Origin of the sequence: Sulfurospirillum sp. SCADC, assembly GCF_000743525.1 — a bacterium.
Classification (GTDB): Bacteria; Campylobacterota; Campylobacteria; order Campylobacterales; family Sulfurospirillaceae; genus Sulfurospirillum.
Window position 1 is genome coordinate 41,546 of sequence record NZ_JQGK01000018.1, and the last position, 25,860, is coordinate 67,405.

The window sequence follows — 25,860 nt, forward strand, 5'->3', positions numbered from 1 at the left end:
GTTACTTTACTGCAATAGCTTCGATCTCAACCAACGCATTTTTAGGCAATGTTTTGACACCCACGGTGCTGCGTGCAGGTTTGTGCTCTTTAAAAAATGCGCCATACACCTCATTGACTTTTGCAAAGTCGTCCATATTGGCTAAAAAAATGGTCGTTTTAACCACTTTTTTCAGACCACTACCGGCTTCTTTAAGCACGGCTTTGAGGTTTTCTAACACTTGGGTGGCTTGTGCTTCCACATCGCCTTCTAAAAAAGTACCATCGGGCTTAAGCGCGATTTGCCCAGAGGTAAACACCATATCGTTTACCACAATCGCTTGCGAATACGGACCAATGGCAGCGGGTGCATTGGTTGTCGAGACTATTTTCATACATCTTCCTTTTTGAAATTTTCAATGACAGATTTAAACACTTGGACGAGTGATTCAACTTCGCTCATCGGACAACACTCATTGGGTGCGTGAATCGTATCGTTTACGACGCCACACTCAATCGTAGCAACCCCAAAAGCGCCAAAAAATCGCGCATCACTCGTTCCACCAGCCGTGGAGAGTTTGGGTGCTTTTGCGTTTACATGTAAAAGTGCTTTTTCAACAGCTTTGACAATCATAGAGTCTTTACATGTAACAAACGGATGCGCACTTTCACTCAAGTTGAGCGTAAAATCTAAGCCTTGCAGTAACGCTTCCACATAGGTACGAATTTTTGTACTATCGGTTTTGGTTGAGTTGCGTACATTAAACATAATCTTGAGATTACCAGGGGTAACATTGCTCACTTCCATACCACCACGAATGTCCGTGATAATGATCTGCGAAGAGGCAAAAAATTCGTCACCCTCATCCAAATAATGTCCTGCAAGTTGAGGAAGCAGAGGGGCTATTTGATGCACGGGATTGATGGTTTTTTCAGGATACGCCGCATGACCTTGTTTACCCGTGATCTCAATCACCCCGTTAATGGAGCCACGACGCCCTACTTTAATCGCATCGCCAAAAACCTTCTCAGAAGTCGGTTCTGCCACGATGACGTAGTCGGGTAAGAAAGAGCGACGCTCTAACTCTTTGATCACTTCAATCGTTCCATGCTTCGCATCACCCTCTTCATCGCTGGTTAAGATGGCAGAGAGGGTTCCATTAAAATGCGTCGTCTCGCGCAGCGCTTGCACGAATGCACAGACACCACTTTTCATATCTTGAGCACCTCTGGCATAGACAACACCCTCTTTAACGATAGGCTCAAACGGGTCACTTTCCCAACCATGCCCCGGTGGAACCACGTCAATATGCCCTGCAAAACAGAGGTGTGGGCCTTTTCCAAAACGTTTATATAAAAAAAGATTTTTAGTGTTTTCGACATTGAGCTCAATGACCTCAAAGTCAGTGAGGTACGCTTTAATGAAGGTGAAAGCACCGCCGTCATCGGGGGTGACTGAGACAAAGCGTAAAAGTTTTAAAAAAAGTTCGTGTGTTTTCAGCATGATTCCTCTATTGTAAAAGAGTATTCTTTAGAGTTTATACTCATTTCTTGGTTATGATTCAATATCAAGTTTATTTAAAGCTTGATCAATGTGGCACCATAACCACCCATATTGATCGGTGCATCGCCATACGAAACTAAAGAAGGATAGCTGCTTAAAAAGGTTCGCACCGCATAGGCGAGTTTTCCCGTTCCAATGCCATGATAAACCAACACCTCATCAAAGCCGCTCATCAGTGCGTCACTTAAAAATTTATCGAGTTTTTCAACCGCTTCATCGGCTCTGAGTCCATGCAGATCCAAAATCATTGAACCACTGGGTGTCTCTTTGGAGATCACCACACCTGATTTGTGCACTTTGGGTTGGTTGCCACTGCGTTTGAGTTTGGAGAGGGGAACACGAAGCGTAATGCCGTCGCACTCGATGGTCGCTTCTTCTTTTTTGATGCTTTTAATCACCCCTTTAGAGCTTCCGTATTTGATTTTATCGTTTACATGTAAAGGTTCTGCTTTTTGATCGGGAATCACTTTACGTGTCTCTTGATGCAACTGGTTCGCTTTGTTGAGCAAGCGGTGCGACTCTTTGGTATCCGAACTCTTGATCGCCTTTTTGGCTTCGCCAATCGCTTGGTTGAACTCTTTGGACATTTTAGAGTACGCATGATCAAACTCTTCTCGCACGCGCTCTTTTTCATCGCGTAACGACTCTTTGAGTTTTTCCACTTCATGCAGTCTCGTATCAAGCTCTTCGGAGGTTTTGCGCATCTCAAGCTCTAAGTCGATGTTTTTTTGAATGAGCTCATTGAGTTTTTCTTTATCTTCGCCGTACAAAACACGCGCTTCGGCGACCAATGACTGCGGAATGCCATAACGAAGTGCCGTCTCAAACGCATAACTCCTGCCAATCGTCCCTTTTAAAAAGCCATACGTCGGACGCTCACTCTTTTCATCGTAAATCGCCGCTAACAGTTCGACTTCAGGGTGCGTGGCAAGCAAAGAGGCTAAGCGTTTATGGTGCGTGGTGATGACGATTTTCATCTCTTTATCGATAAGCTTTTCGATCATCACTTTAAAGAGATTCGCCGCTTCATCGGCGTCTGTTCCAAGTTCGATCTCATCGACACCAATGAGTGCTACTTTTTTACCAAAGAGTTTACTAAACTCACTCATCCGCCCTGCAAAAGTGGAGATGTCATTTTTAACATTTTGCGGATCATCCAAAATCGCAAACACCTCTTTGAACGAACCAATGCTCGAATGTTTCGCATCAATGCGCATCGGAAGAAGGTATTTACTCAAAATCGCCGCCGTCAAAATGGATTTAAGCAGCATCGTTTTACCACCGGCATTTACACCCGTGATCATCAAGACCTGTTTGCTAAAATCAATCGTAATCGGTTTGGGATTGGCAAGGGCAGGATGCGCAAAGTTTTCAAGTTTGATGGCATTGGTTTTGGAGGGAAGCACAAACTCCATATCTTTTTCTCTGGCGTACGCGACTCTGGCATAGTACGCATCAAAGCGGTCAAACTCTTTGTTCACAAACCCTAAAAATTTGAGCTGTTTGGTAAACACCGACGAGATTTGCTTCGCGTACTTGTACACCAACTCTTCTTTGCGGTCGATTAGTTCACTCTCACGACTCGCCAACTTTGCAAGCGCTTCGGGTACGACATAGAAAAAACCGCTGCTACTGCGCCCGATGACATTGCCTTTGAGGACATGGTTAAACCCACCACGTACCAAAAGTGCCTCTTGATTGTTGATGTAGTGAATTTGTTTATCGGCAAGGTAAAGAGCGATTTTTTCGGTCGAGATCAGACGGCGAAGCGTGCTGTTCATCTCCTCTTTGACCATTTTAAGGCTTTGAGCGATGCTCGCAAACTGTTCATCTACGCTGGATTTGAGCTCACCTTTTTCATCAAAATAAGCGCAAATTTGCGCGACTTCGGCAGGGATGAGAATGCGCTCCATCCATTCGCCAAGGCTCTGGTCGTTCAGCATATGTTTAAGATACTGCATATAATTGATGATCTGTACAAACGCAAAAATCTCACTAAGACGCAAAATGCCCATTTTACTCAGGTGCATCAGTGCCACATCCAAAGAGGGAACTTCCGGCAAAGGCTTCAAGCGATCGCGTGTGAGCAGTTCATGGATCAATTTATAATGAAGATTCGCATCGCCCTCCATAAACAGAGGTTTTTCGCGCGCTAAAAAGTGTTTAAATCCGGTCGCATAATCGACCAGATCGAGTTTTGAAAAAAGCTTTTCCATGAGGGCGTTACTTCACCTTTTCCAGTTTACATGTAGCCATATCGATCACAATACCTTTATCATTTGGGTTCTTGTCATTTGCAATAAAACTAAGCGTTCCACTCACAAACACAAACGTCTCCAACGAGATTTCACGCCCGTCGCAATAGAGTGTTTTACCCTGTTTAAACGCACTGATCATCATGCGATTTGATTCACTGTTCTCACGATTATGGGCTTCATACCACCACGCAATCCCAATGAAAACCACCAGAAAAAGAAAAAGTCCTATTTTTGCTTTGTGAGAGAATGTACTCTTTTTAGCATAGAGCACCGAAACAACCAGAAGTACCACCGCTAAAAAAAGTAAAAATTGCATCACATGGCTCCTCGAAGCTGATAGGTTATGTCCCCTGCGCCAAAACTGATCACCAACCCTTCATCAAAAATATGTTGGTTCGCTTCGCAAGGAAATATCTCTATACTATCATTATTTCGGTAAACACGCGGTGGGAAAAGTGGCTTATAGCGTGCGAACTCTTTTTCAAAGTCGATAAAAACCTCTTTTTCCCCTGCACGCCACACAGGTAAAATCACGAGCTGATCGACCCCTTCAAAGCAGTTGACAAAACTTTGCAAATTATCAACCGTGCGTGAATATTTGTGTGGTTGCCAGATGGCAGTGATCTTTTTTAGCCCCATCAGAGCAGCATATTGTGTCGCAGACTCCAGTGTTGCTTTGATCTCGGTGGGGTGATGCCCGTAATCATCAATCAGTGCAAAGTTTTCATGTTTGCTCAAAAGATCAAAACGTTTTTTGATGCCTTTGTACTGTTTGAGTTTCTCACGCGCCGTTTCCACATCCATCTCATGCAAGCTCGCCAAAATTGCCAGTGACGCATCCAGCGCCATATGAGCCCCTATTCCCCACACCTCAAAACAACCCAAATCTTTGAGCACAAAGGAGGTAAAAGGCTCACCATCACGCATCACGGTTTTAATGTCGCTGATGTCACGACTTGGATAGAGACGATCAGCTTCAAGCTCCGTAAGCGTGCTTAAAAAAGGATCTTCCGCGTTAATGACGCGAATCTTCGCACTCTCCAAAAAGTGTCTGTAAGCCCCATAAAATCGGTCATAATCGTAGTTATAATACTCCATATGTTCCGGCTCTGCGTTGGTGACAATCGCGATGTAGGGATTGGAATTTAAAAAGCTCGCATCACTCTCATCGGCTTCAAAAATGACATTATTGCCCTCTTTGTAGTACATGTTTGAGCCATACTGCTTGCTCTCCGCACCAATGACCAAAGAGCCCTCGACCATCGAAGCGAGCATCGCACTGGTCGTACTTTTGCCATGCGCTCCACAGACGGAGAAAACACGTCTGTTTTTTAAGATAAACAAAAGCGCCTCACGACGAGGCATGATCGTCATTCCTTTTTCACGTGCACGTACAAGTTCGATGTTATCGGGTTTAATGACCGCAGAAAAAACGACCAAATCTTGGTCAGTAATGCACGCAGGATCGTGTGGAATATGCACAGGAATGCCCATCTCTTCGAGCCCTGCGGTAATTTTGCTTGCTTTCACATCGGAGCCTGTGATTTCGTAGCCCTCTTGTTTTAAATATTTAGCTAAGGCAGAAAGCCCAATGCCACCAATGCCTACAAAATGAACTTTTTTCAACCAATATCCTTATCTATTTTTTATACGCTTTCCAAGCTAAGCTTGAAAAGCTACGCTGCGCTGTGCGCTAAAGCTTGCCTTTTGCAAGGCAGAAATGGTACCGCTTTACTCTTTACATGTAAAGCTACGCTTTTCTAGAAAGAGGCGATAACCTCTTTGATCTCTTTTAAGATCTGCTCTGTTTTTTCACTGTTTTCCACAAGTGCGATACGCACATAATGCTCGCCGATGCCGCCGCGTCCTAGAAAACGACCCGGTAGTACTTTGATATTTTTTTGCTCATACAGTTTACATGTAAAGATCAAATCATCTTTTACCTCTAGCCAAACGTAAAACGTTGCGTCAACCTCTGCCACACCCAAAATCTCATGTGCAAGGCGCAGATTTTTCGCGTATTGCGCACGAGAGAGTTCCACATGCTCCATGTCGTTCCATGCAAGCGCTGAAGCCATTTGAAGGGGCAAGGGAATACCTGCACCCACATACGTTCGATACTTCATATACCCACACAAAATTTTCTCATCGCCTGCAATAAAGCCAGAGCGAAGCCCTGGCGCGGAGCTTCGTTTGGAGATAGAATTGATCACCAACACATTTTTAAACGTATCATTGCCAACATGTAAACTTGCTTCCAAAAGCGAAGGTGGTTTTTCGTCCACGTAAATTTCACTGTAACACTCATCGTTTAAGAGAACAATGTCGTATTTAAGTGCAAATTTCACCCATTCTCCGAGCTCCTCAAGGGTTAAAACAGAGGTCGTTGGGTTATTGGGAAAGTTTAAAATAATCAAATCCGCCTCTTTTAAAGCAGGCAAATTGATGTCCGGTTTAAAGCCATTCTCTTGGGTTAGATTCAGATGCACCACACGTGCGCGACTCGCAATCGCGGCACCCTCGTAGATCTGATAAAAAGGGTTCGTGTATGCCATGACGGGCTCAGCTGTGTCATGCAGGAGGTATTGTGGAAAATTAAACAGCACCTCTCTCGTACCAAAGGTCGAGAGCAGTTCAGAGGGTTTCAGTTCAACACCAAAACGTTTTTTCACAAACGCGCGCTGTGCTTCATTCACAGACGCTTCACCCGAAGATTTGGGGTATTTGTTTAACAAAGCACTGTTTTGTTTCAACGCTTCTTGAATAAAATCAGGCGTCTCAAACTGCGGCTCGCCAATGGTGAGAGAAACCTCTGGATACGCACTACTCGGCACAATATCTTTCAATAGCTCACTTAATTTTTCAAAGGGATAGGGTTCAAAATGCAATGGTTTTCCTTTTACATGTAAAACAGTTTTTTAGTAGGGCATGCCAAATTTTTGGGTGATAAGTTCACCCTCTTCATTGATATACAGATAATACAGCAGATCTTTTTTCACGCTTAAGCCTGCTAGATAACGAAGCGCCAAATTGGCTTGCAATGAAGCAATGTGCATCACAATCGGTGCAGCAATGCCAGCAGGTGTTTTATTGCTGATCTGAAACGCTTTAAAACTACTCTTCTCAAAAAAACAGACTTGTCCGTTAAACGCTTCGACGGAGCCGTAAAGCCATGGGGTTTTCACCTCTTTGGCGTACAGATCAATGAGAGAGCGTGTTGGCAAATTATCGGTCGCATCGATGATGAGATCGACGTCAATACCTTTACATGTAAACGCTTCCAAACGACCAATATGCGCCTGAACGTTGACATAAGGGCAACGGCTTTCGATGCTCTCTTTGACCACACTCGCTTTGAGTTTTCCTTCATCGCCTAGTTTAAACGCGATCTGGCGGTGGATGTTATGCAGACTCACCTCATCAAAATCAACCAAGTGAATCTCACCAATGCCTGAGCTTCCTAGCGCATACGCTAAAGAGCTTCCAAGCCCACCGCAACCGATGATCACGATCTTTTTTGCTTGTAAATTTTGCTGTGTCTCTTCTCCCCACAGCTGAACTTGTCTGTGGAAATAGTGCATCATGCGTTTTCTCTTCTGCTCACCTGTTTTTTCCATCCCCACAGTTTGCGTGCTTCGACAAGACTCTCTTTTTCAAGAGTCGCGACCAGCATCTCTTCTTTATCGCCAAGCGTTAACTCCACATCACCAAACGGTGAAATCAAGCTACTTTTGCCGTAAAACTGCCACGTCTCTTCGTCTTTATAACTTCCCACACGGTTCGCGCGCAAGATGTAAACGTTGTTCAGCATCGCGCGCATTTTTAAAAGTTCTTCCCAACGGGATGCGGAGTCAAACGTCGAAGAGGTCGGCGTGAGTACGACATCCACATTTTTCTTCATCACTTCCATCCAAACGGTGTCAAAATGAAGCTCATAACCGCTCACGATTCCAAAGCGAATGCCATTCAATAAAAAGATCGGTAAGGTGTATTTAGAGACCGCATTGGCAAAAAACTTCTCTTCATTCCAGTGTTTATAATTAATCAAAAATTGCTGATCGAAAAAATGTACCGATTTGGGAGAAAAATGGGCGTTGCTTTTGTAGCAAAACTCCCCTTTGATGTTCACAATCGGCGCGATAACATGCAAATCATACTCGGCACACAATTTTTTTAAAACCTCGATTTTATGGTTAGACTGCTCTTTGATCATCGAAAGTGGCATGCTCTCTAGCTCTTTAAAAAAGCTGTTGAGTGCGTATTCGCTGATTAAAACAACTTCAACCTCTTTTTGCTTGCAGATACGAAAATAGTAATCGAGTTTCGCCTCACTCATCGGAAGCGTGCTGAGTTGCAATGCCGCTATTTTCATGCCAACACTTCCTTCTCTTGCAATTTCGTATAGGTCAACTTTGCCTCTTCGAGCATTTTGGTCGCCTCTTTAAGAATGGCGATCCCTTCTTGGTACTTTTTCATCCCCTCTTCTAAGGAGAGTTCAGGGTTGGAAAGGTTCTCTAAAATTGTTTTTGCACTCTCAAGTTTTGCTTCAAAACTTTGCTCTTTTTCTGCCATTTTACTCAACCTTTTAGGTGCACTAAACTTTTGATTCCAGTGCTTTTTTAATGTAAAAATCAAATTTATCATACTCAACCAAAAAGGCATCATGCCCATATTGGCTATCGATGCAGACATAATCGACACGGTCAGCTCGTCCCATATTTTCCAGCGTTGTCTTAATCAACGCCATCTCTTCGGGCATAAACAGGCAATCGCCTTGAAACGAAATCAGGGTCAGTTTGGCTTTGATATGCTTGATCGAATCTTCCAACGAGTCATAATTACGCGTCGCATCAAAAATATTCATCGCTTTGATGATGTAAAGGTAACTGAGTGGATCAAACCGCTTGGCAAAGCTGTAACCGTTGTACTCCATGTAACGTTCGACTTGAAAACGCCCAAAAAGCTCGTACAAACCGTCCGTTTCAACGTAATTACGCCCAAATTTTTTGTTCATCGAATAAGGACTTAAAAAGCTAATATGCCCCGCCATGCGACCAATCGCAAAGCTCAGCAGTCCCTCTTCTTCAAAATCAGAGGCGTCGTAATTGCCATTTTTAAACCGCGGGTCATTGACGATGCCCTCTATCGCGATTTTATTCCACGCAATCGCCCAAGGACCTGTTGCATACGTGGTCGCAAGCAAAATCACCCGTTTGGCAAAATCAGGATACTCAATGGACATACAAAGCCCTTGCATCCCACCTAGTGAACCCCCAATGATCGCATACGCCTCTTTAATGCCAAGGCGTGCAAAAAGGTTCATTTGCGCTCTGACCATATCGCTGATCGTTAAAACAGGAAATTTCAGACGCAATGGCTCTTTGGTTTTAGGATTGATACTCATGGGACCCGTGGAGCCAAAACAGCTTCCCAAAATGTTGACACAGATGACGCAAAACTTCGTCGTATCAATGATCTTGCTATCCCCAATGAGCGGATCCCACCACCCTGCTTTGGTCTCGCCTTCATAACGACCTGCCGCATGGTAACTTCCCGTAAGGGCATGAAAAACCACGATGACATTGCTTTTGGTCTCGTTCATTTCACCGTACATCTCATACTTGAGATCGTAGGTTTCTAAGATACGCCCACTCTCCAAATAGAGCGGTTCATCAAAATGGGCAACGGTCGTTTGAATTTTCACACCATTCCTTCTTACTTTTTACCACGGTTTTTGGGTTTTGCCCCAAAAACCTACGCTTGCCGCTGTGGCACTGAAGCTTGTCTCTTTCGAGACAGAATATTTTTTACATGTAAAACATATAATGCTTAGTTCACTCTGTAATTAGGTGCTTCGTGGGTGATGATAACATCATGCACGTGGCTCTCTTTAAGACCCGCACTCGTAATTTCAACAAATTCCGCTTTCTCTTGGTAATCAAGAATATCACGCGCACCCACATATCCCATAGAAGATCGGAGGCCGCCGACCATTTGGAAAATGACATCGCGAATCGAACCCGCATGAGGCACGCGTCCTTCAATGCCCTCGGGGACTAGTTTATCCGCCGCCGTTCCCTCTTGGAAATAACGATCGCTGCTTCCTTTGGTCATTGCGCCAATGCTTCCCATACCGCGATACGTTTTGTATTGACGTCCTTGATACGTGATAAATTCACCTGGACTCTCATCGGTTCCAGCAAGCAGACTTCCGACCATAACGCTTTGCGCACCTGCGGCTAACGCTTTAGCAAAATCGCCAGAATATTTGATACCGCCATCAGCAATGACGGGAACACCGTGTTTTTTACCCACTTCGGCACACTCTTCAATCGCAGAAATCTGAGGCACACCCACGCCTGAGACAATACGCGTTGTACAAATGCTTCCAGGTCCAATGCCTACTTTAATACCGTCCACACCCGCAGCCACTAAGGCTTCAGCCGCTTCGGAGGTTGCGATATTTCCCGCAATAATATCCACTTTAAGCTCTTGTTTAATCAGTTTAACCGTATCAATAATCCCTTTGGAATGCCCATGTGCCGAATCAAGCACCAAGACATCGACACCTGCCTCTTCTAAAGCACGCGCACGCTCTAGCTGACCGACACCAATGGCAGCACCGACACGAAGTCTTCCAAAACTATCTTTGTTCGCATGCGGATACTCTTGACGTTTTTTAAGATCTTTGATCGTAATAAGACCTGCTAGTTTATTGTTTTCATCGACGATAGGAAGTTTTTCCACTTTATTGGTTCTGAAAATCGCCTCAGCGTCATCCAAGGTCGTTCCTTTTTTGACGGTAATCAGAGGCATCTTCGTCATCAACTCTTCGACGTTTTTGCTGTAGTCATTTTCAAAACGAAGGTCACGATTGGTTAAGATACCAATGAGTGTATCATTATCATCAATGACAGGAACGCCTGAAATGCGGTACTCTGACATAATGCTAAGCGCTTCTTTAAGCGTAGCGGTTGCTTTAATGGAGACAGGATCGATGATGATGCCACTCTCACTTTTTTTAACCCGTCTGATCTCGCGCACCTGAGAGTCGATGTCCATATTTTTGTGAATAATACCAATACCCCCAAGACGCGCCATCATAATTGCTGCACGGTGTTCCGTTACCGTATCCATTGCCGCGGAGACAAGAGGGATATTGAGAGTGATATTTTTCGTTAGTTTTGTTTTAATATCGACCTCTTTGGGCAAAATCTCTGAATATTTTGGAACCAATAATACGTCTTCAAATGTCAATGCTCTTTTTCTAATTTTCATGGTGTGTCCTTATAACCCTAATTCTCTCTCTAAGCTCAGCGCCCCATCTAAGAGTGCTTGCTCACCGTACGCTTGAGCGATCAATTGACCACCAACAGGTAGCCCTTTACTATCGTTTCCAAGAGGAACTGAAATACCTGGAAGTCCTGCAAGATTGAGTGAAATCGTGTAAATATCACTCAAATACATCTCCAACGGATCCGCTTTTGAACCAAACTCGAAGGCAGTGGTTGGTGTGACTGGCATAAAAATCAGATCTGCCTCTTTAAAAATCGCCTCATACTGCGCCTTGATAAAATGGCGCGCCTTTTGTGCTTTGATGTAATACGCATCGTAATAACCACTGCTTAAAACAAACGTCCCCAGTAAAATTCTTCGCTTAACCTCTTCGCCAAACCCAAGACTTCGACTTTGAATAAACATCTCTTTCAGGTTTTCATTGCTTCCACGGTTACCATAACGCACACCATCGTAACGGCTCAAGTTCGCACTCGCTTCTGCGGTAGCAATCACATAATACGCCGCGATGTCATATTTGTTATTGATGAAATTGCGATAGATAATTTTATGACCCACTTTTTCAAGCGCACGAATACCATCCATCATGCGTTCACGCACTTCAGGACTGGCTTCGTTCAAATAATTTTCGATGACGGCAATCGTCATTTTACGATCCGCATTGAGCTTATCTGCCACACTTTGATGCGCTATAGTGGCACTCGTAGAGTCTTTAGCTTCATGCCCTGCGATAATGTCATACAAAATCGCCGCATCTTCAACGTTTTGCGTAATTGGTCCAATCTGGTCTAAGGAGCTTGAATAGGCACCCAAACCGTAGCGACTCACTTTTCCATAGGTGGGTTTAAGTCCCACACAGCCACAAAAAGCCGCTGGTTGGCGAATACTTCCACCCGTGTCACTGCCAAGCGCTGCAATGGCGATACCACCTGCAACCGCAGCGGCACTGCCACCACTGCTGCCGCCTGGAACGCATTTGGAATTGTGAGGGTTGAGCGTTTTACCATAAAATGAGGATTCGGTGGAGCTTCCCATCGCAAACTCGTCCATATTGGTACGACCAAAGGGAGAGAGTCCATGACGAAGCATGTTATCGATGACGGTCGCGTTGTAAGGGGCAACATAGCCTTGCAGGATGTTCGAACCGCTCGTCACTTCCCAACCATTCACTTGAATATTGTCTTTAATCGCAATCGGAATGCCAGAACCGCACTCACTGATCGGTTTACATGTAAGCTGTTCAATGTACGCACCCAGCTCTTTTTTCGCTTCAATCGCTTTTTTTAAATCTTCGCGTATCTCAGCAATGGCTTCCGCAGGGAGACCTAATGCCTCTTTCAACGTAATCAATGGTGATCCTTTAACTTTTTCGTTCTTTGATTGATCAGATAAACACACACGCCAATGACCGCAAAAATCGCACCAATGGTTGTGAAAACAAAGCTAAGCTCCACAGGAGCGCTCAAATCAACCATTGAGTGCCTCGTGACATCGATGGCACAGCTCTTCTTCGCTTTTCGATCGGTATTTCCAACAACGTGGGCATTTGCACTTCGTTGCTTTAAGGATTTTAAATGTATCGCCTGCTACTTCAAACAGACCCATTTCGCCCTCTTCGTTGTGCTCAATCACTTTACTGACCGTAAACCAATCTTCCGCGTCCACTTTTTCGAGTGTCGCAATTTTTGCAGATGTGGTTTGAATGACTAACTCTAGAGTTGATTTGATGATTTTCTCTTTTTTCAGTGCATCAACAATCTCAAAGAATTTCTCACGCGCTTCGACCATATACGCTTCATCAAACGCCGTTGTCATTGCAGGAAGTGATTCATACACAAGATCAAACACACTCTCACCTTTTTGTTTTAAAATGGCAGGTGCGTACTCCATCATCTCATCAATCGTATAGGTCAACGTTGGTGCCATCAGCACCATCAATTTCTCCGCAATAAGCGCCATTGCACTCTGCGCTGAGAGGCGAATCGTGTCATTTTTAGCGTTACAATAGAGTCTATCTTTGGAAATATCGAGGTAAATACCGCTGAGCTCCACCGCAATAAAATGGTTCAAAAGTGCAAATCCTTTGGAGAATTCATACTCTCTAAAATACCCCTGCGCCTCATCAAAAACCGCTTTGGCATGCACTAAAATCCATTGATCAAGTACGCCCATCTGATCGTACGGCAAAATCGTCTCTAAATCGTTGATATTTGCCAATAAAAATCGGAACGTATTACGAATTTTACGGTACTGCTCGCTGATCTGTTTTAAGATGTTATCGCTGATTTTAAGATCGGTGGTGTATTCACTGGTTCCAACCCAAAGACGCAAAATCTCGACGCCATGGCTTTTCGCAATATCAGTCGGAGCAACCACATTGCCCTTGGATTTGCTCATTTTTTCACCCTTCTCATCGACCGTAAATCCGTGCGTTAAGATTTTACCGTACGGTGCAATGCCGTTATTGGCGGTACTGACTAACAGTGAGCTTTGGAACCAACCGCGGTGTTGATCGCTTCCTTCCAAGTACATCGACGCTGGGTAATCACCTGCGTCGTAATCAGGTGACTGAAGCACCGCTTTCCACGTACTTCCACTGTCAAACCAGACATCCAAGATGTCCATGACTTTTTCAAGGTTTTCAGGCTTATAACCGCTATTTTCAACCAAAAGATCTTCAATCTCCAAATCCCACCACGCATCCGCACCTTTTTCTTCAAAGATGTTCGCAATATGCGTCACAACGTTCGTATCAAAGATCGGTTTACCCGTTGTTTTATCTCTAAAAAAGGCGATAGGAACACCCCAGTCACGTTGACGAGAGATACACCAATCAGGGCGATTTTCGATCATCGAACCTAAACGGTTGATGCCTGATTTTGGGTAGAAACGAACCTTTCCCAGCTCGTCCATCGCCATTTTACGAAGGCTCTCACGTCCACCAATAGCTTCATCCATCGCGACAAACCACTGTTTGGTTGCACGGTAAATAACCGGCTGATGCGTTCTCCAACAAAACGGATACGAGTGGGTGAATTTGGAGCATTTTAAAAGTCTATCGCCTAAAAGCTCTAAAATACGTTCGTTGCATTTAAAAATATGCTCGCCTACAAAACTTTCCGCATCTGGAAGTAGTCCTAAACGAACCACGGTTTCATCGTAGCAACCGCGCTCATCCACAGGCATAATCACTTCCAAACCGTAACGAAGCCCTACTTTGTAGTCTTCATCGCCATGCCCAGGAGCCGTATGAACACAGCCACTGCCGCCATCCATTGTGACATGTTCGCCTAAAACGAATTGGGATTGACGACCATTAAGTGGATTGATTGCAAAGCTGTTTTCAAGCACGCTAGCTTTAAACGTCTTAACGATTTCGCCTTTCACCACACCTTGCTCTAGAAGCTTTACATGTAAAGGCTCAGCCACGATATAACCGTCACTGGTCAGCACATAGTTTTCTTCGGGACTAAAGGCAATTCCCACGTTTGCAGGCAGTGTCCAAGGCGTAGTCGTCCAGATAATGACCGAAGCATCCGTGCTAATGTCAAGTTTGGCTTTCGCTTCAGGTGTAAGTGCAAAGGCTACGAAGATGGAGTAATCTTCTTTGTCTTCGTACTCCACTTCGGCTTCGGCTAAAGCACTACGCGCCGCCCATGACCAGTAAACGGGTTTACTGCGCTCAACCAAAAGTCCTTTGTCTGCAACACCGCACAATGCACGGTAGATGTCCGCTTCAAATTTAAATTTCATCGTCATATACGGATTGTCCCAATCGCCAATGACGCCTAAAGATTTAAACTCTTCACGTTGAATATCAATAAATTTGCGCGCATGTTCACGACACAATTCGCGAATTTTACTCTTTGGCAGTGCGTCTTTTTTCTCTTTTCCAAGATTTTTTTCGACCTGTTGCTCAATCGGTAAACCATGGCAATCCCAACCCGGAACATAACGTACTTTTTCACCAAAAAAATAGTGGGTTTTAACGATCACATCTTTAAGAATTTTATTGAGTGCATGTCCGATGTGAATGTGCCCGTTGGCATACGGGGGGCCATCGTGAAGAATAAATGTCATGGGGGCATTTTCTCTGTTTTGAATCATTTTTGCATAAGCGCTCTCTTCTTTGGAAAACCACTTAGCATAGCGTGCAGGCTCGTTTTGAGGGAGGTTTCCGCGCATTGGAAAATCGGTCTGAGGAAGAAGCAAGGTCTCTTTATAGTCCATCTATTTATCTCTCCTTGGAAGCTACAACTCTTTACATGTAAGCTCTCTAAAATGAGGCAAGTTTATCTAAAAACGATTTAAGAAGCACTTACGGTATAATGTGCGATACGTTATGACTCAAAGTTTTGCTCTGCCAACGGCGTTGGCAAGCTTTAGCGCCCTAGTGGCTAACGTAAGTCAAAAGAGTTTTACTTTTTTGACGTCATCAAAATCAAAAAGGTACTCTTATGAAAAGCTCTTTGATCGTTGTGGGAAAAGCATTGCGATACAATCTGCCATTTTTAAATTACATTCATGCCACTATTACCAAACATCTTGATCTTCCCGATCAAACCGTCTACATCGATAAAAATGATAAGGACCTCTTTTTTGTCCTCGAAGAGTCTATTGCGCATGCCGATGAAATCGTCATTGTCACCTCCAACGACAGCTTCAATTTGGTTAATAAGGTCATCGCAACACTGGGTGAAGAGTCTTTGGAACTCAAAGGTGGCATGCTCATTCCTTCCAAAGCGGTTCGTTTCGAAGACAATAGCTACCTTTTAGACCGATCTGGCAAACACATTAATGTGGTCAAAGCACGTGAAAACAGACAATTACCACCACTTCTGATTCAAAACAGCAATGCTTCGGCACTTTTTTCGATTATCAACATTGATGAAGATTCCCTCAAAATTCTCGTCGAACCGCTGGCTCAAAACTATGAAATTCGCATCACCCCGACCACTATTATCGATGGCTGGATCAATGTTGAAGCAATCTCCAACAAATACGGCAATTTGGAGAGTTTCTTTAAAGCCGTCAAAGCACTTCTGCCTCAAAAAGTCATCAACCACCCAGACGTCATCATGCACATCGCACAATGTTTGGAAAGCGAAGGACAGACACTCAGCATTGCTGAGAGTTGTACGGGAGGATTGATTGCTTCCATGCTTACCAAACGTTCAGGCGTTTCGGCTGTTTTTAAAGGTGGGCTTGTGACCTACTCCAATGAAATTAAAGAGTCATGGCTCGGTGTCAGCCCCGAAACAATCGATCAGTTTGGAGCCGTAAGTGAACTGTGCGTGCGTGAAATGCTAGAAGGCGTGCTCAATGCGAGTCTTTCTGATTACGCAATTGCCACCAGTGGCGTAGCTGGTCCTACGGGAGGCAGCATTGAAAAACCTGTGGGCACTGTTTATGTTGGAGCGCGTAACAAAAAGGGCGATGTACTTATTGAGCGGCTTCTCTTAGAAGGTGATCGAGAGTACATTCAAACGCAAAGTGCCTATCATGCTTTAAAGTTGCTTTTACATGTAGGAGAGTATTTTTTTAAAAAGTGAAAAAATGCCTTGACAAATGAAATTTTTTTCTCTATAATTTCAGCCTCATTACGAGAAGAACGGTGAACGACTCGTTAGCTCAGTCGGTAGAGCATCTCCCTTTTAAGGAGGTGGTCGATGGTTCGAATCCATCACGGGTCACCACTTTTATCTGTGCGACCCCATCGTCTAGTGGTCCAGGATCCCGCCCTTTCACGGCGGTTACAGGGGTTCAAATCCCCTTGGGGTCGCCATATATATTTCTTCTTTAGTGTCCCAGATGGTCGCTTAGCTCAGTTGGTAGAGCGCCACCCTTACAAGGTGGATGTCATAAGTTCGAGTCTTATAGCGACCACCATTTATGCGCGGCGGTAGTTCAGTTGGTTAGAATATCGGCCTGTCACGCCGGGGGTCGCGGGTTCGAGCCCCGTCCGCCGCGCCACGATCTATTTTTCCCTCAGCATTTTCTCATTTGTTATGAAACTGCCTGAGCATGACTCGTTAGCTCAGTCGGTAGAGCATCTCCCTTTTAAGGAGGTGGTCGATGGTTCGAATCCATCACGGGTCACCATTGTCCTAAACAAACACACTTGTGCGACCCCATCGTCTAGTGGTTAGGACACCGCCCTCTCAAGGCGGGAACGGGGGTTCAAGTCCCCCTGGGGTCGCCATTTTCCCTAGATTAAACTCTATTACCTCTTTGGTTTATTCCTTCATTTTCATACACATCAATTTCATGTTTATACTCAGGATTGGCTTTTTTAAGCTCTTCATCCATAAAAGCAATGAGTTTTGCATCTGCATTGTGATGGCTGGCTACTAATAAAACAAAATTAAGATAGATTTTCGCAACTTTAGGAGCTATGCCTTTTTCTTTGAGCGGAAAAGGGCACTCTTTGGCTGCTTTTAAAATAGCACTGGTAAGCTCATTGCGCGTTGTGGTGCGTTTAGCGGCAATATCAATCAGCGCTTCAATAGCAATTTTTCGCTCTTTTTCTTCCTGTTCCGGGGTATGGGATACTTCAATAATCACTGTTTTTTGCATATTGGAGACAAGAATAAAAAGAGAGATTAAGACGATAGCAATAACAACCACAACCGTGATAATGAGATAATTCTCTTGCATGAAGGAGAGCCTCTTAAATTTTTGCCTATTATAGCACAACTTAGAAAGAGGGGAAAAGTTCCTCCCCTCTTTTCGTTTACGCTGTTTTTCTCATATCACGTTTAGGATAGGCAAAGGCAATAACAAGGCTTACGATGACAATCGTGTAGTAGACAAACGGTGGAATAGGAATCGGGTCACCTGCGGCGTACGAGTGCATGCCTGAGAGGTAAAAGTTCACACCAAAATAGGTCATAATGATCGAAGAAAAGGCAACGGTTGATGCCACTGCAAACGCAAAAGGGGTGCTAAGCTTAGGCACAAATCTAAAATGCACAACGGCCGCATAAATCAAAATTGAGACCAATGCCCACGTCTCTTTTGGATCCCAACCCCAATATCTACCCCAAGACTCATTCGCCCAAACGCCGCCTAAAAAGTTGCCCACAGTCAGAAGGCTTAAACCTAAAATCATCGCCATTTCATTAATGCGTGTTGCTTCAACAATATTGCGATCAATCTCTTCGTTACGTTTCGATGTTTTTTTGTCACGCAAAATAAAAAGAATTAACGTAAACAGGCCTAAAATAGCACACAATCCAAAGAAACCGTAACTTGCCGTAATCACTGAAACGTGGATATTAAGCCAATAGGATTTTAAAACAGGTACAAGATTCGTAATTTGAGGATCCATCCAACTCAAGTGTGCTACAAAAAGCGTCACACCCGTTAGAATCGATGTTAGGGCTAGAGAGACAACCGATTGGCGCGAGAAGAAAATACCTGAGAGTGCTAACGCCCACGCAATGTAGATCATAGACTCATAGCCATCACTCCATGGTGCGTGCGTTGAGATATACCATCTAAGTCCTAATCCTCCTGTGTGCGTTAAAAATGCCATAAAATTGATGGCAAAAACTATTTGTGTCACTGTCCCAATACGTAGAGTTGGTTTAAGCATTTTAGCAAAGATAAAACAGAGTAAGACTAAACCGCTTAAAAGATACACCGGAGTCAAACGCTCAAAAATCTTCGCATGGTTAAAGAAAATTTCTGCTTTAATGCGACTCTCATTGGGAATAATTTCAGAGCCATACTGCTCTTGGTAGGACTGCAACTTTTCAAGTGCTTTATTGGCACTTTCCCAACTGCTTTTTTCCAATCCTTCACTGATCGCTTCAAAATAGCCACCAAGAAGCGCTCTGACTTCATCGCCCTCTTGTTTGGAGAAATTCATCACCGCTTCTTGAGGTGCAAACCAGCGTTTGGAGAGGTCATTTTGTTTGGGAATCATTTTAAACACTTCACCCGTATAGACCATATAGCAGATGTTAACGCGTTCGTCTACTTTAAGGATGTCTTTATCGAACTGATTGCGAAGGGCTGGTTTTTTACGATTCGCCTCTTCTGAGTATTTGGTGAGTTTAAAAGCATGATCGCCCTCTTTTTCAAAAAAGTCATTGAATGAGGCGTATTTTTGATTTTCAGCAATGCCAATGATTTTTTTAAGCTCAGGATGAAACACTTTAATAATCGGCAGACTTTGCCACTCCGCAGGTGAACTCATCATACTGAGCGCTACTTGATTGGCACTCATGCCCTGAAAGGTTGATCCACCATAAATTTTATTTAAAAGCTCCGTGGAAACTGTATCGATAGGTTTGATTCTTCCATCGGCACTTTGAACCAACAGCCTTCCAAATTGATCGGCATGTTTGACATCGTACTGTTTTAAAAAAGCGATGTAATCTTCTGTTGTATACGTCGTAGCCGCCTGTAACCCACTGCTGTGCATCAACGAAAGCCCTAGGAAAAGTGCTAAAAAAAGCGATTTCATCTTCGTCATATCTCTTTGCACCATGGTTGCTAGTTTACGAAAACGGCTTTTTGGATTGAGCAGGTTGGAAAAAAGACCAAGAGATAAGAGAAAATAGCCAAAATAGGTTGGGAGTTTTCCAGGATCGTTATTGACAGACAAAATGGTTCCTTTTTCATCGGTATCGTACGAGCTTTGGAAGAAACGAAAGCCACGGTAATCGAGTACATGGTTCATGTAGATACGAAAAGGCATGTGTACCCCTTTTTCTGTGTCCACCACTTCAACTTCACTGGCATAGGACATCGGAGACATGGAACCAGGGTAGCGATCAAGTTGAAATTCATTGAGTTTGATGTCAAAGGGAAGTTCAAAGATTTGTGAACCCCATTCAAAGATAAAAGGCACACCTGCGATCATCTCTTTGGTTGGGGCACCCTGGCTTCCTTTTCCGTGACCAAACAGAGCAACCTCTTTGGTTTCGCCTTTGAAGCTGACATCGACGATGATCGCAGATGTCGCAGTACCTTTTGCCATAGGTGTTTTATCTTCAATGACTTTTTCTTTCCCTTTTAAGCCGATGTAGCGTGGGGCGAAATTGACATTACCGATGGTATAAAGCTGCCCTGTGATGAACTCCTCTTTGGTATCGGCTGCATATTCGCCCCGTTTGTTTTCAACCATTTTGAACCATGCGATTTTCGATTTTGTGGAGAAGTAAAATTTGCCCTCTTCTAAGCTAAACGCGATGATCTCTTTGGTACTTTGCACCGGTTTGGCATTGAAACTAAATAGATATTCACTGGTTTCGTAGGTTTCGCCCTCTTTGAGCACAACGCTCAAGCTTTCGCCATAACCACTGAGCATCATCGAAATCATTGGTACCCCCTGAGGATCATCCACAACTTTTGCCGTTGCATTGGGCAGATACTCTTTAAATTTTACAACCGCTTGATCGCCGCCCACATCAAAGGCAAACGAAAATCGATTCCCACCAATGCGTGAAATCAGTTGAGGCTTGGCATAACTGTACGTTTTTCCCTCTTTAAGAGCACTGGCTTGAATAAACGCATCGCTAGAGATAACCTTATTTTCCAGCATTCCATTTCTTACATGTAAAGATCCTTCAAAGCCAAAGTAACGTGTAACGCCTGAGCCTATGAGGATAAAAATAAAACTGAGATGGAAAAGAAAGGAAGGAAGCTTGTCAAGGGTATACATTTTATATCGGATTATATTGTAGATGAGAATGACACATAAGGAGACTTGAAGTAACTCAAACCACCAAGAGGTATAAATCAGTGCCCAACTGGTTTCGACACCAAAATCATTTTCAATAAACGTCGCAACACCACTAAAAAGTCCAAAAAACAGTAAAAGAATGATCGCTGACTTCATCGAAAAAACCTGCTTCAATACAAAATCCATAAAACTCCCTCGGCTGGAAAATAAGACTTCTTTCATCGTGTTTTTAACGTGCATGGCGACGAAACGCGATGAAAGAAGTCTGGTGATTATGGTACCTTTTTAGAGTAAATAATTTATAAATCATAAGACTTTCCTTACATAACAATATTAAATATGAAAAGTCTTATTGAGAAGGAAACCTCTAAGATTTAGAGGCTTACATGTAAAGCAGTTTTAGCTTATCCACCGAGGTATTTTTTACGAATCGTATCATCGCCGATCATCTCTTTCGCAATGCCATTCATCACAATTTTACCGTTTTCAAGCACATACGCATAGTCTGAAATTTTAAGCGCAGCAAAGGCATTTTGTTCGACCAACAGAATCGTAATGCCTTCAGCTCGTAATCGCATAATAATCTCAAACACTTCCCCAACGATCTTTGGCGCAAGTCCAAGACTCGGCTCATCCAACATTAACAGTTTAGGTTCACCCATAAGTGCCCTTGAGATTGCAAGCATCTGTTGCTCGCCACCACTCATCGTTCCTGCAAGCTGATAACGCTTGTCTTTGATGCGAGGGAAAAGCTCATACATCGTATCGCGCAAGTGTTCGTAGTTTTCATCATTATTGAACGCACCCATACGGAGGTTTTCTTCAACCGTTAAGTTGATGAAAATTTTACGCCCCTCAGGTACCAAGGAAAGACCATGTTGCACCAGCGTATGCGTTTTATGATTACGCGTGTCGTAGCCTAAAAAATTAATGTCGCCCGTTTTTTTCACGCTGTTTAAAAGAGCTTTGAGCGTTGAGCTTTTACCCGCACCATTAGAGCCAATCAACGAAACAATCTGCCCCTCTTTCACCTCAAAATCAATCCCTTTCACAGCCTCGATCAGTCCATAATAGACATGTAAATTTTTAACATTAATCATTATGAAAATCTCCTAAATACGCTGCGATCACTTCAGGGTCTTGAATCGCATCAGCGGGTTTGCCCTCAAAAATTGTTTTACCATAATCAAGCACTAAAACTTTGTCGCACAGTTGGTTGACAAATTTCATGTCGTGTTCGATTAAAAGAACCGTCAAATCAAAATCAACACGTGCTTTTTTGATGATCTCCCCTAGCTCTTCCGTTTCAGAAGGGTTCATGCCTGCGGCTGGTTCATCAAGCAATAAAAGGTCTGGATTGGTCGCAAGGGCGCGCGCGATTTCTACTTTGCGTTGTTGTCCGTAGCTTAGATCGACCGCTTTTTCATGCGCCAGTGCGCTCATACCAAAATAGTCCAAAATTTCCATTGCACGCGCTTTAATACGTCTCTCTTCGGTGATAAAACGAGGAAAACGGACAATAGATTCTAAAAATCCATACCGTGCTTGGAAATCAAACCCAATCAAAATATTGTCTAAAACACTCATGCTTGAAAAAAGCCTGATATTTTGAAAGGTTCGCGCGATGCCTTTGCGCACAATATGGTGAGGCTTAAGCCCACTAATCGCTTCGTTTCTAAAAATCACTTCACCCGATGTTGGGACATAATTGCCCGTAATGATGTTAAACATCGTGGTTTTACCTGCGCCATTAGGGCCAATAAGTCCAAAAATCTCTTTAGGTGCTACACTAAAACTGGTCTCTTTGATGGCTGTAACGCCACCAAAATTTTTCGTGACATTGTCAATTTTTAAGATCATTTGCCACCCTTTCTACGCCATTTCAACAGGTCGGTCAACTCACGTTTTCCCATAACACCCTCGCGCGCAAAAAGCATAATCAAAATAAGCCCAAGCGAGAAGACAACCATACGCATACCAGGCATTGCCGTTGTTTCGTACCCTAAGAGGTTCATCGGCTCATCCAAGAAGCGCATCCACTCACTACCTCCCATAACAAGCACCGTACCAATAATGGCACCTGTTGTACTGCCAAGACCACCCAAAACGATGATGATGAGCAGTTGGAACGTAAAGAAAAAGTCGAAAAGATCGGGAGAAATGCTTGTCAAAAGTGCCGCTAAAAGTCCACCACCCACGCCTTCAAAAAAAGCACTCGTACAAAAGGCAAGTGTTTTAGCTTTAAAGGTATTCACCCCCATCGCAGTCGCAGCATCTTCGTCATCTCTAACCGCTTTCATCGCGCGACCAAATTTGGAATTGATGATGTTCAGCACGACAATGACCGCAATCATCGCGATGCCACCCGTCCAGTAAAGATTCGAAAACTCAGGAATGTCATTGATACCCAAAGAACCATTGGTCACTTCAGGCACGTTAATCGCTAGAATTTTGATAATAAATCCAAAGCCAAGCGTCACGATAGCAAGATAATCGCCCCGTACGCGAAACACAGGAAATGAGAGACACGCTGCTAGGGTTGCGGCAAAAGCACCTCCTAAAAGAAGCGCTACCACAAAATTCGCATGCAGGGTTAAAACAAACGGATAAGGATCGACAATCGCGTATTGGTACTGTTTTGCTTCAGGGCTCGTCAACAAAAGCGCTGCGACATACGCACCGATAGCAACAAAACCATTGGGCTCCAAGGAAAACTGACCGGTAACGCCATTGATCAGATTGTAACTTACCGCCAAGATAATAAAAATAGCGATATTATTTAAAATTCGAATCGTGTATTCATCAAAATGAGAATTTGAAAACCAGATAAACCAGACAGTAATGGCAACAAATGAAATTTTGAGCCACTGTTCTTTTTTTAGCATAAGTGTATTCATCTTAAAACCTACTTTTTTCAAAATCAATGCCCAAAATACCGGTGGGCTTAAAGAGAAGGATTAAGATCAGGAAAATAAACGCAAAGGCATCTTTGTAACCACCGAGTTCTGGGAAGAACGCAATCACAACGACTTCCGTAAAACCAATGATCAAACCGCCAAGGACAGCACCTCCAACACTACCAATACCTCCAACAACCGCAGCGGCAAACGCTTTGAGCCCCACAAGCACACCCATCATCGGCTCAACGGAAGGGTAATTCACCGCCCAAAAGATACCGCCAACAGCGGCAAGCGCTGATCCTATACCAAAAACAAGGGTGATGATACGATTGGCATCAATGCCCATCAAATTGACCGTTCCGACATCAAATGCAAGGGCACGAATCGCCATGCCATATTTTGTTTTGAACAAAACCCATAAAATAATTGCCAGTAAAAATGCGGTGATAATAGGCACAATAATCGCCGAAACAGGCATCGTTAAGCCCATAAAATCAACGACTTCTTCCAAATATGCAGGTACCGGAAATGCTCTAGGAACACCACCAAAAAAGACGTTAAACGCATTTTCAAGAAAGAAGCTGACACCAATAGCGGTAATTAAAAGTGAAATTTTAGGAGCACTTCGTAAGGGTCGATACGCAATGCGATCGCTCGCCATACCTAAAAGTGCTGAACCAACTATCGCCAAAATGACAGCTGCGCCAAAAGGAAGCCCTAGTACAGCAATACCAAAATACCCTAAAAAGCCACCCACCATCATAATATCGCCATGCGCGAAGTTAATGAGTCTTAATACTCCATAAACCATCGTATAACCAATGGCAATCAGCGCATACATACTGCCAAGGCTAAAGCCATTGACCATTTGTTGCATAAACATTGTTAAATCCAAATAGATCTCCTAAAATATTTTAGAGCAATGCCCACGTTTACGGGTGGAAATTGCTCTAAAATCTCTCTTTACACGTTTACATGTAAAGAGAGAAAAGAATTTATGGATTAACCGTTGCTTTGTAAACGGCTTTGCCATTTTGAACGACTTTGATAACCGCTGAACGTGTAGAGTTACCGGTTTTATCCATGTTGATAACACCAGACACACCTTCAAAGTTCGCTGTCGCTTTGATCTCTTTGTTGATACAAATGCTATCTTCTGGATTGGCACAACGATTCATCGCATCAAGCATAACGTTATACGCATCGGCACCAAGCGCTACAAAAGAGTTAACCTCTTGTTTGCCAGTTTTTTGAGCATACGCAGCAATAAAATCTTTTGAACGCTGTGTTGGAGGCGCAGCATAATCAAAGAAGTCTGTAAACATGTAACCTTCAACGGCGTCGCCACCTAGGTCAATAAAGGTTTGATTGGCAACGCCATCGCCTGAAAACATTGGTTTAACCAAACCAATTTGTTTTGCTTGACGCGCGATCATCGAAACTTCAGGGTGATACATTGGGAGGAATAACATGTCAGGATTGGCAGCTTTGATTTGAGAAACAACGGCTTTAAAGTCTTTATCACCTGAGCTTACTTTGATCTCTTTTACCACTTTACCACCTGCTTTTGTAAACGCATCCACAAAAGCTTTTGCAAGACCAAGAGAGTAAACTTGCGCTTGATCAACAACCACAACCGCTGTTTTCAATTTAAGATCTTTGGTTGCATAGTTAGCAACAACAGCGCCTTGGAAAGAGTCCGTAAAACAAACACGGTTTGCAAACTCTTTTTGCTCCGTAAGTTTATCATTGGTTGCAACAGGAGAGATAACAGGGATCTGTTTTTTCTCAGCAATTGCCATGACTTGAGCGGTATTGGTGCTGGTAAGTTCACCAATGATCCCCACAACTTTGTCAGAACTGATCAATCGTGTCGCCGCATTCGCAGATTCTACTTTATCACCTTTGGTATCGATGAGGACCAATTTAATGGTATCTCCATTTTTAAGTTTGGGCTGCAAAGCATTTGCAAACTCAATACCTTCATACGCAGTTTGTCCGTATGCCGCAAGCGGTCCACTCATAGACATCGTAACACCTACGCTGATCTCTTTTGCAAAAGAAGACGATGCTAAAAGCGCAACAGAGGTAGCAAGCAGAGCTAGTTTCTTCATGAAAACTCCTTAGTATAGTTGTGAAAATATATTACAAGAAAGTTACTTAAGGTTGA

Annotated in this window: 22 protein-coding genes and 6 tRNA genes; 7 read left to right on the top strand and 21 right to left on the bottom strand. The window is 43.6% G+C overall.

Going from position 1 to position 25,860, the window contains the following annotated elements; translation table 11 throughout:
* Position 1: 1 nt before the first annotated feature.
* The 14 genes from JU57_RS11525 to ileS form a co-directional block, all read right to left on the bottom strand.
* The gene (locus JU57_RS11525) at positions 2 to 373 is read right to left on the bottom strand and encodes a RidA family protein (protein ID WP_037961201.1); all 372 of its coding nucleotides are present in this window, start codon (positions 371 to 373) and stop codon (positions 2 to 4) included.
* Entirely contained in the window at positions 370 to 1,479 is a 1,110-nt protein-coding gene (gene dapE, locus JU57_RS11530) for a succinyl-diaminopimelate desuccinylase (RefSeq protein WP_294877272.1), read from the bottom strand. The genes JU57_RS11525 and dapE overlap by 4 nt, the downstream gene beginning before the upstream one ends.
* Before the next feature lie 77 nt (positions 1,480 to 1,556).
* Positions 1,557 to 3,758, bottom strand: coding sequence for an endonuclease MutS2 (locus tag JU57_RS11535; protein WP_037961207.1), 2,202 nt, complete (start codon positions 3,756 to 3,758; stop codon positions 1,557 to 1,559).
* Between the two features lie 7 nt (positions 3,759 to 3,765).
* Positions 3,766 to 4,116 carry a hypothetical protein gene (locus tag JU57_RS11540; RefSeq protein ID WP_037961210.1) on the bottom strand — a complete coding sequence of 117 codons (351 nt, stop codon included), beginning with the start codon at positions 4,114 to 4,116 and terminating at the stop codon, positions 3,766 to 3,768.
* A complete protein-coding gene (gene murC, locus JU57_RS11545; protein ID WP_037961212.1) occupies positions 4,116 to 5,426 on the bottom strand; it encodes a UDP-N-acetylmuramate--L-alanine ligase in 1,311 nt (436 codons plus the stop codon). The genes JU57_RS11540 and murC overlap by 1 nt, the downstream gene beginning before the upstream one ends.
* Before the next feature lie 134 nt (positions 5,427 to 5,560).
* Positions 5,561 to 6,688 carry a succinyldiaminopimelate transaminase gene (locus JU57_RS11550; protein ID WP_037961213.1) on the bottom strand — a complete coding sequence of 376 codons (1,128 nt, stop codon included), beginning with the start codon at positions 6,686 to 6,688 and terminating at the stop codon, positions 5,561 to 5,563.
* A 30-nt stretch (positions 6,689 to 6,718) separates the two neighbouring features.
* Positions 6,719 to 7,384, bottom strand: a complete 666-nt coding sequence (locus JU57_RS11555) for a ThiF family adenylyltransferase (RefSeq protein ID WP_037961314.1) — start codon at positions 7,382 to 7,384, stop codon at positions 6,719 to 6,721.
* Complete coding sequence (locus JU57_RS11560) at positions 7,381 to 8,172, bottom strand: carbon-nitrogen hydrolase family protein (RefSeq protein WP_037961214.1); 792 nt, start codon at positions 8,170 to 8,172, stop codon at positions 7,381 to 7,383. Before JU57_RS11560 ends, JU57_RS11555 begins: the two co-directional genes overlap by 4 nt.
* Positions 8,169 to 8,372, bottom strand: a complete 204-nt coding sequence (gene xseB, locus JU57_RS11565) for an exodeoxyribonuclease VII small subunit (RefSeq protein ID WP_037961217.1) — start codon at positions 8,370 to 8,372, stop codon at positions 8,169 to 8,171. The genes JU57_RS11560 and xseB overlap by 4 nt, the downstream gene beginning before the upstream one ends.
* A 22-nt stretch (positions 8,373 to 8,394) precedes the next feature.
* Positions 8,395 to 9,504, bottom strand: coding sequence for a homoserine O-acetyltransferase (locus JU57_RS11570; protein ID WP_037961219.1), 1,110 nt, complete (start codon positions 9,502 to 9,504; stop codon positions 8,395 to 8,397).
* A 125-nt stretch (positions 9,505 to 9,629) separates the two neighbouring features.
* Positions 9,630 to 11,078, bottom strand: a complete 1,449-nt coding sequence (guaB, locus tag JU57_RS11575) for an IMP dehydrogenase (protein ID WP_037961222.1) — start codon at positions 11,076 to 11,078, stop codon at positions 9,630 to 9,632.
* A 9-nt stretch (positions 11,079 to 11,087) separates the two neighbouring features.
* Entirely contained in the window at positions 11,088 to 12,446 is a 1,359-nt protein-coding gene (gene gatA / locus JU57_RS11580) for an Asp-tRNA(Asn)/Glu-tRNA(Gln) amidotransferase subunit GatA (protein WP_037961224.1), read from the bottom strand.
* Positions 12,443 to 12,571: a hypothetical protein gene (locus tag JU57_RS14145; RefSeq protein ID WP_294877253.1), complete on the bottom strand. Its 129-nt coding sequence runs from the start codon at positions 12,569 to 12,571 to the stop codon at positions 12,443 to 12,445. The genes gatA and JU57_RS14145 overlap by 4 nt, the downstream gene beginning before the upstream one ends.
* Entirely contained in the window at positions 12,564 to 15,326 is a 2,763-nt protein-coding gene (gene ileS / locus JU57_RS11585; protein ID WP_037961226.1) for an isoleucine--tRNA ligase, read from the bottom strand. The genes JU57_RS14145 and ileS overlap by 8 nt, the downstream gene beginning before the upstream one ends.
* A 227-nt stretch (positions 15,327 to 15,553) precedes the next feature.
* Between ileS and JU57_RS11590 the strand changes: the two genes are divergently transcribed.
* From JU57_RS11590 to JU57_RS11620, 7 genes are all read left to right on the top strand, one after another.
* Positions 15,554 to 16,648: a CinA family protein gene (locus JU57_RS11590; protein ID WP_037961228.1), complete on the top strand. Its 1,095-nt coding sequence runs from the start codon at positions 15,554 to 15,556 to the stop codon at positions 16,646 to 16,648.
* Positions 16,649 to 16,716: 68 nt separating this feature from the next.
* Positions 16,717 to 16,792: transfer RNA gene (locus tag JU57_RS11595), tRNA-Lys, on the top strand.
* A gap of 13 nt (positions 16,793 to 16,805) precedes the next feature.
* Positions 16,806 to 16,881 (top strand) — tRNA-Glu (locus tag JU57_RS11600).
* Positions 16,882 to 16,909: 28 nt separating this feature from the next.
* A tRNA-Val gene (locus JU57_RS11605) sits at positions 16,910 to 16,985 on the top strand.
* Positions 16,986 to 16,992: 7 nt separating this feature from the next.
* Positions 16,993 to 17,069: transfer RNA gene (locus tag JU57_RS11610), tRNA-Asp, on the top strand.
* Positions 17,070 to 17,122: 53 nt separating this feature from the next.
* A tRNA-Lys gene (locus JU57_RS11615) sits at positions 17,123 to 17,198 on the top strand.
* A gap of 25 nt (positions 17,199 to 17,223) precedes the next feature.
* A tRNA-Glu gene (locus tag JU57_RS11620) sits at positions 17,224 to 17,298 on the top strand.
* Between the two features lie 11 nt (positions 17,299 to 17,309).
* On the opposite strand, the gene JU57_RS11625 is transcribed toward JU57_RS11620, so the two are convergent.
* The 7 genes from JU57_RS11625 to JU57_RS11655 form a co-directional block, all read right to left on the bottom strand.
* A complete protein-coding gene (locus JU57_RS11625; protein ID WP_037961231.1) occupies positions 17,310 to 17,753 on the bottom strand; it encodes a hypothetical protein in 444 nt (147 codons plus the stop codon).
* A gap of 76 nt (positions 17,754 to 17,829) precedes the next feature.
* Positions 17,830 to 20,976 carry a cytochrome c biogenesis protein CcsA gene (gene ccsA / locus JU57_RS11630; protein WP_037961233.1) on the bottom strand — a complete coding sequence of 1,049 codons (3,147 nt, stop codon included), beginning with the start codon at positions 20,974 to 20,976 and terminating at the stop codon, positions 17,830 to 17,832.
* Positions 20,977 to 21,194: 218 nt separating this feature from the next.
* Complete coding sequence (locus JU57_RS11635; protein ID WP_037961236.1) at positions 21,195 to 21,890, bottom strand: ABC transporter ATP-binding protein; 696 nt, start codon at positions 21,888 to 21,890, stop codon at positions 21,195 to 21,197.
* Positions 21,883 to 22,650, bottom strand: coding sequence for an ABC transporter ATP-binding protein (locus tag JU57_RS11640; RefSeq protein WP_037961239.1), 768 nt, complete (start codon positions 22,648 to 22,650; stop codon positions 21,883 to 21,885). Before JU57_RS11640 ends, JU57_RS11635 begins: the two co-directional genes overlap by 8 nt.
* Entirely contained in the window at positions 22,647 to 23,675 is a 1,029-nt protein-coding gene (locus JU57_RS11645) for a branched-chain amino acid ABC transporter permease (protein ID WP_037961317.1), read from the bottom strand. Before JU57_RS11645 ends, JU57_RS11640 begins: the two co-directional genes overlap by 4 nt.
* A gap of 13 nt (positions 23,676 to 23,688) precedes the next feature.
* Positions 23,689 to 24,585: a branched-chain amino acid ABC transporter permease gene (locus tag JU57_RS11650; RefSeq protein ID WP_294877259.1), complete on the bottom strand. Its 897-nt coding sequence runs from the start codon at positions 24,583 to 24,585 to the stop codon at positions 23,689 to 23,691.
* Positions 24,586 to 24,685: 100 nt separating this feature from the next.
* Entirely contained in the window at positions 24,686 to 25,804 is a 1,119-nt protein-coding gene (locus tag JU57_RS11655) for an ABC transporter substrate-binding protein (protein WP_037961242.1), read from the bottom strand.
* Positions 25,805 to 25,860: the final 56 nt, after the last annotated feature.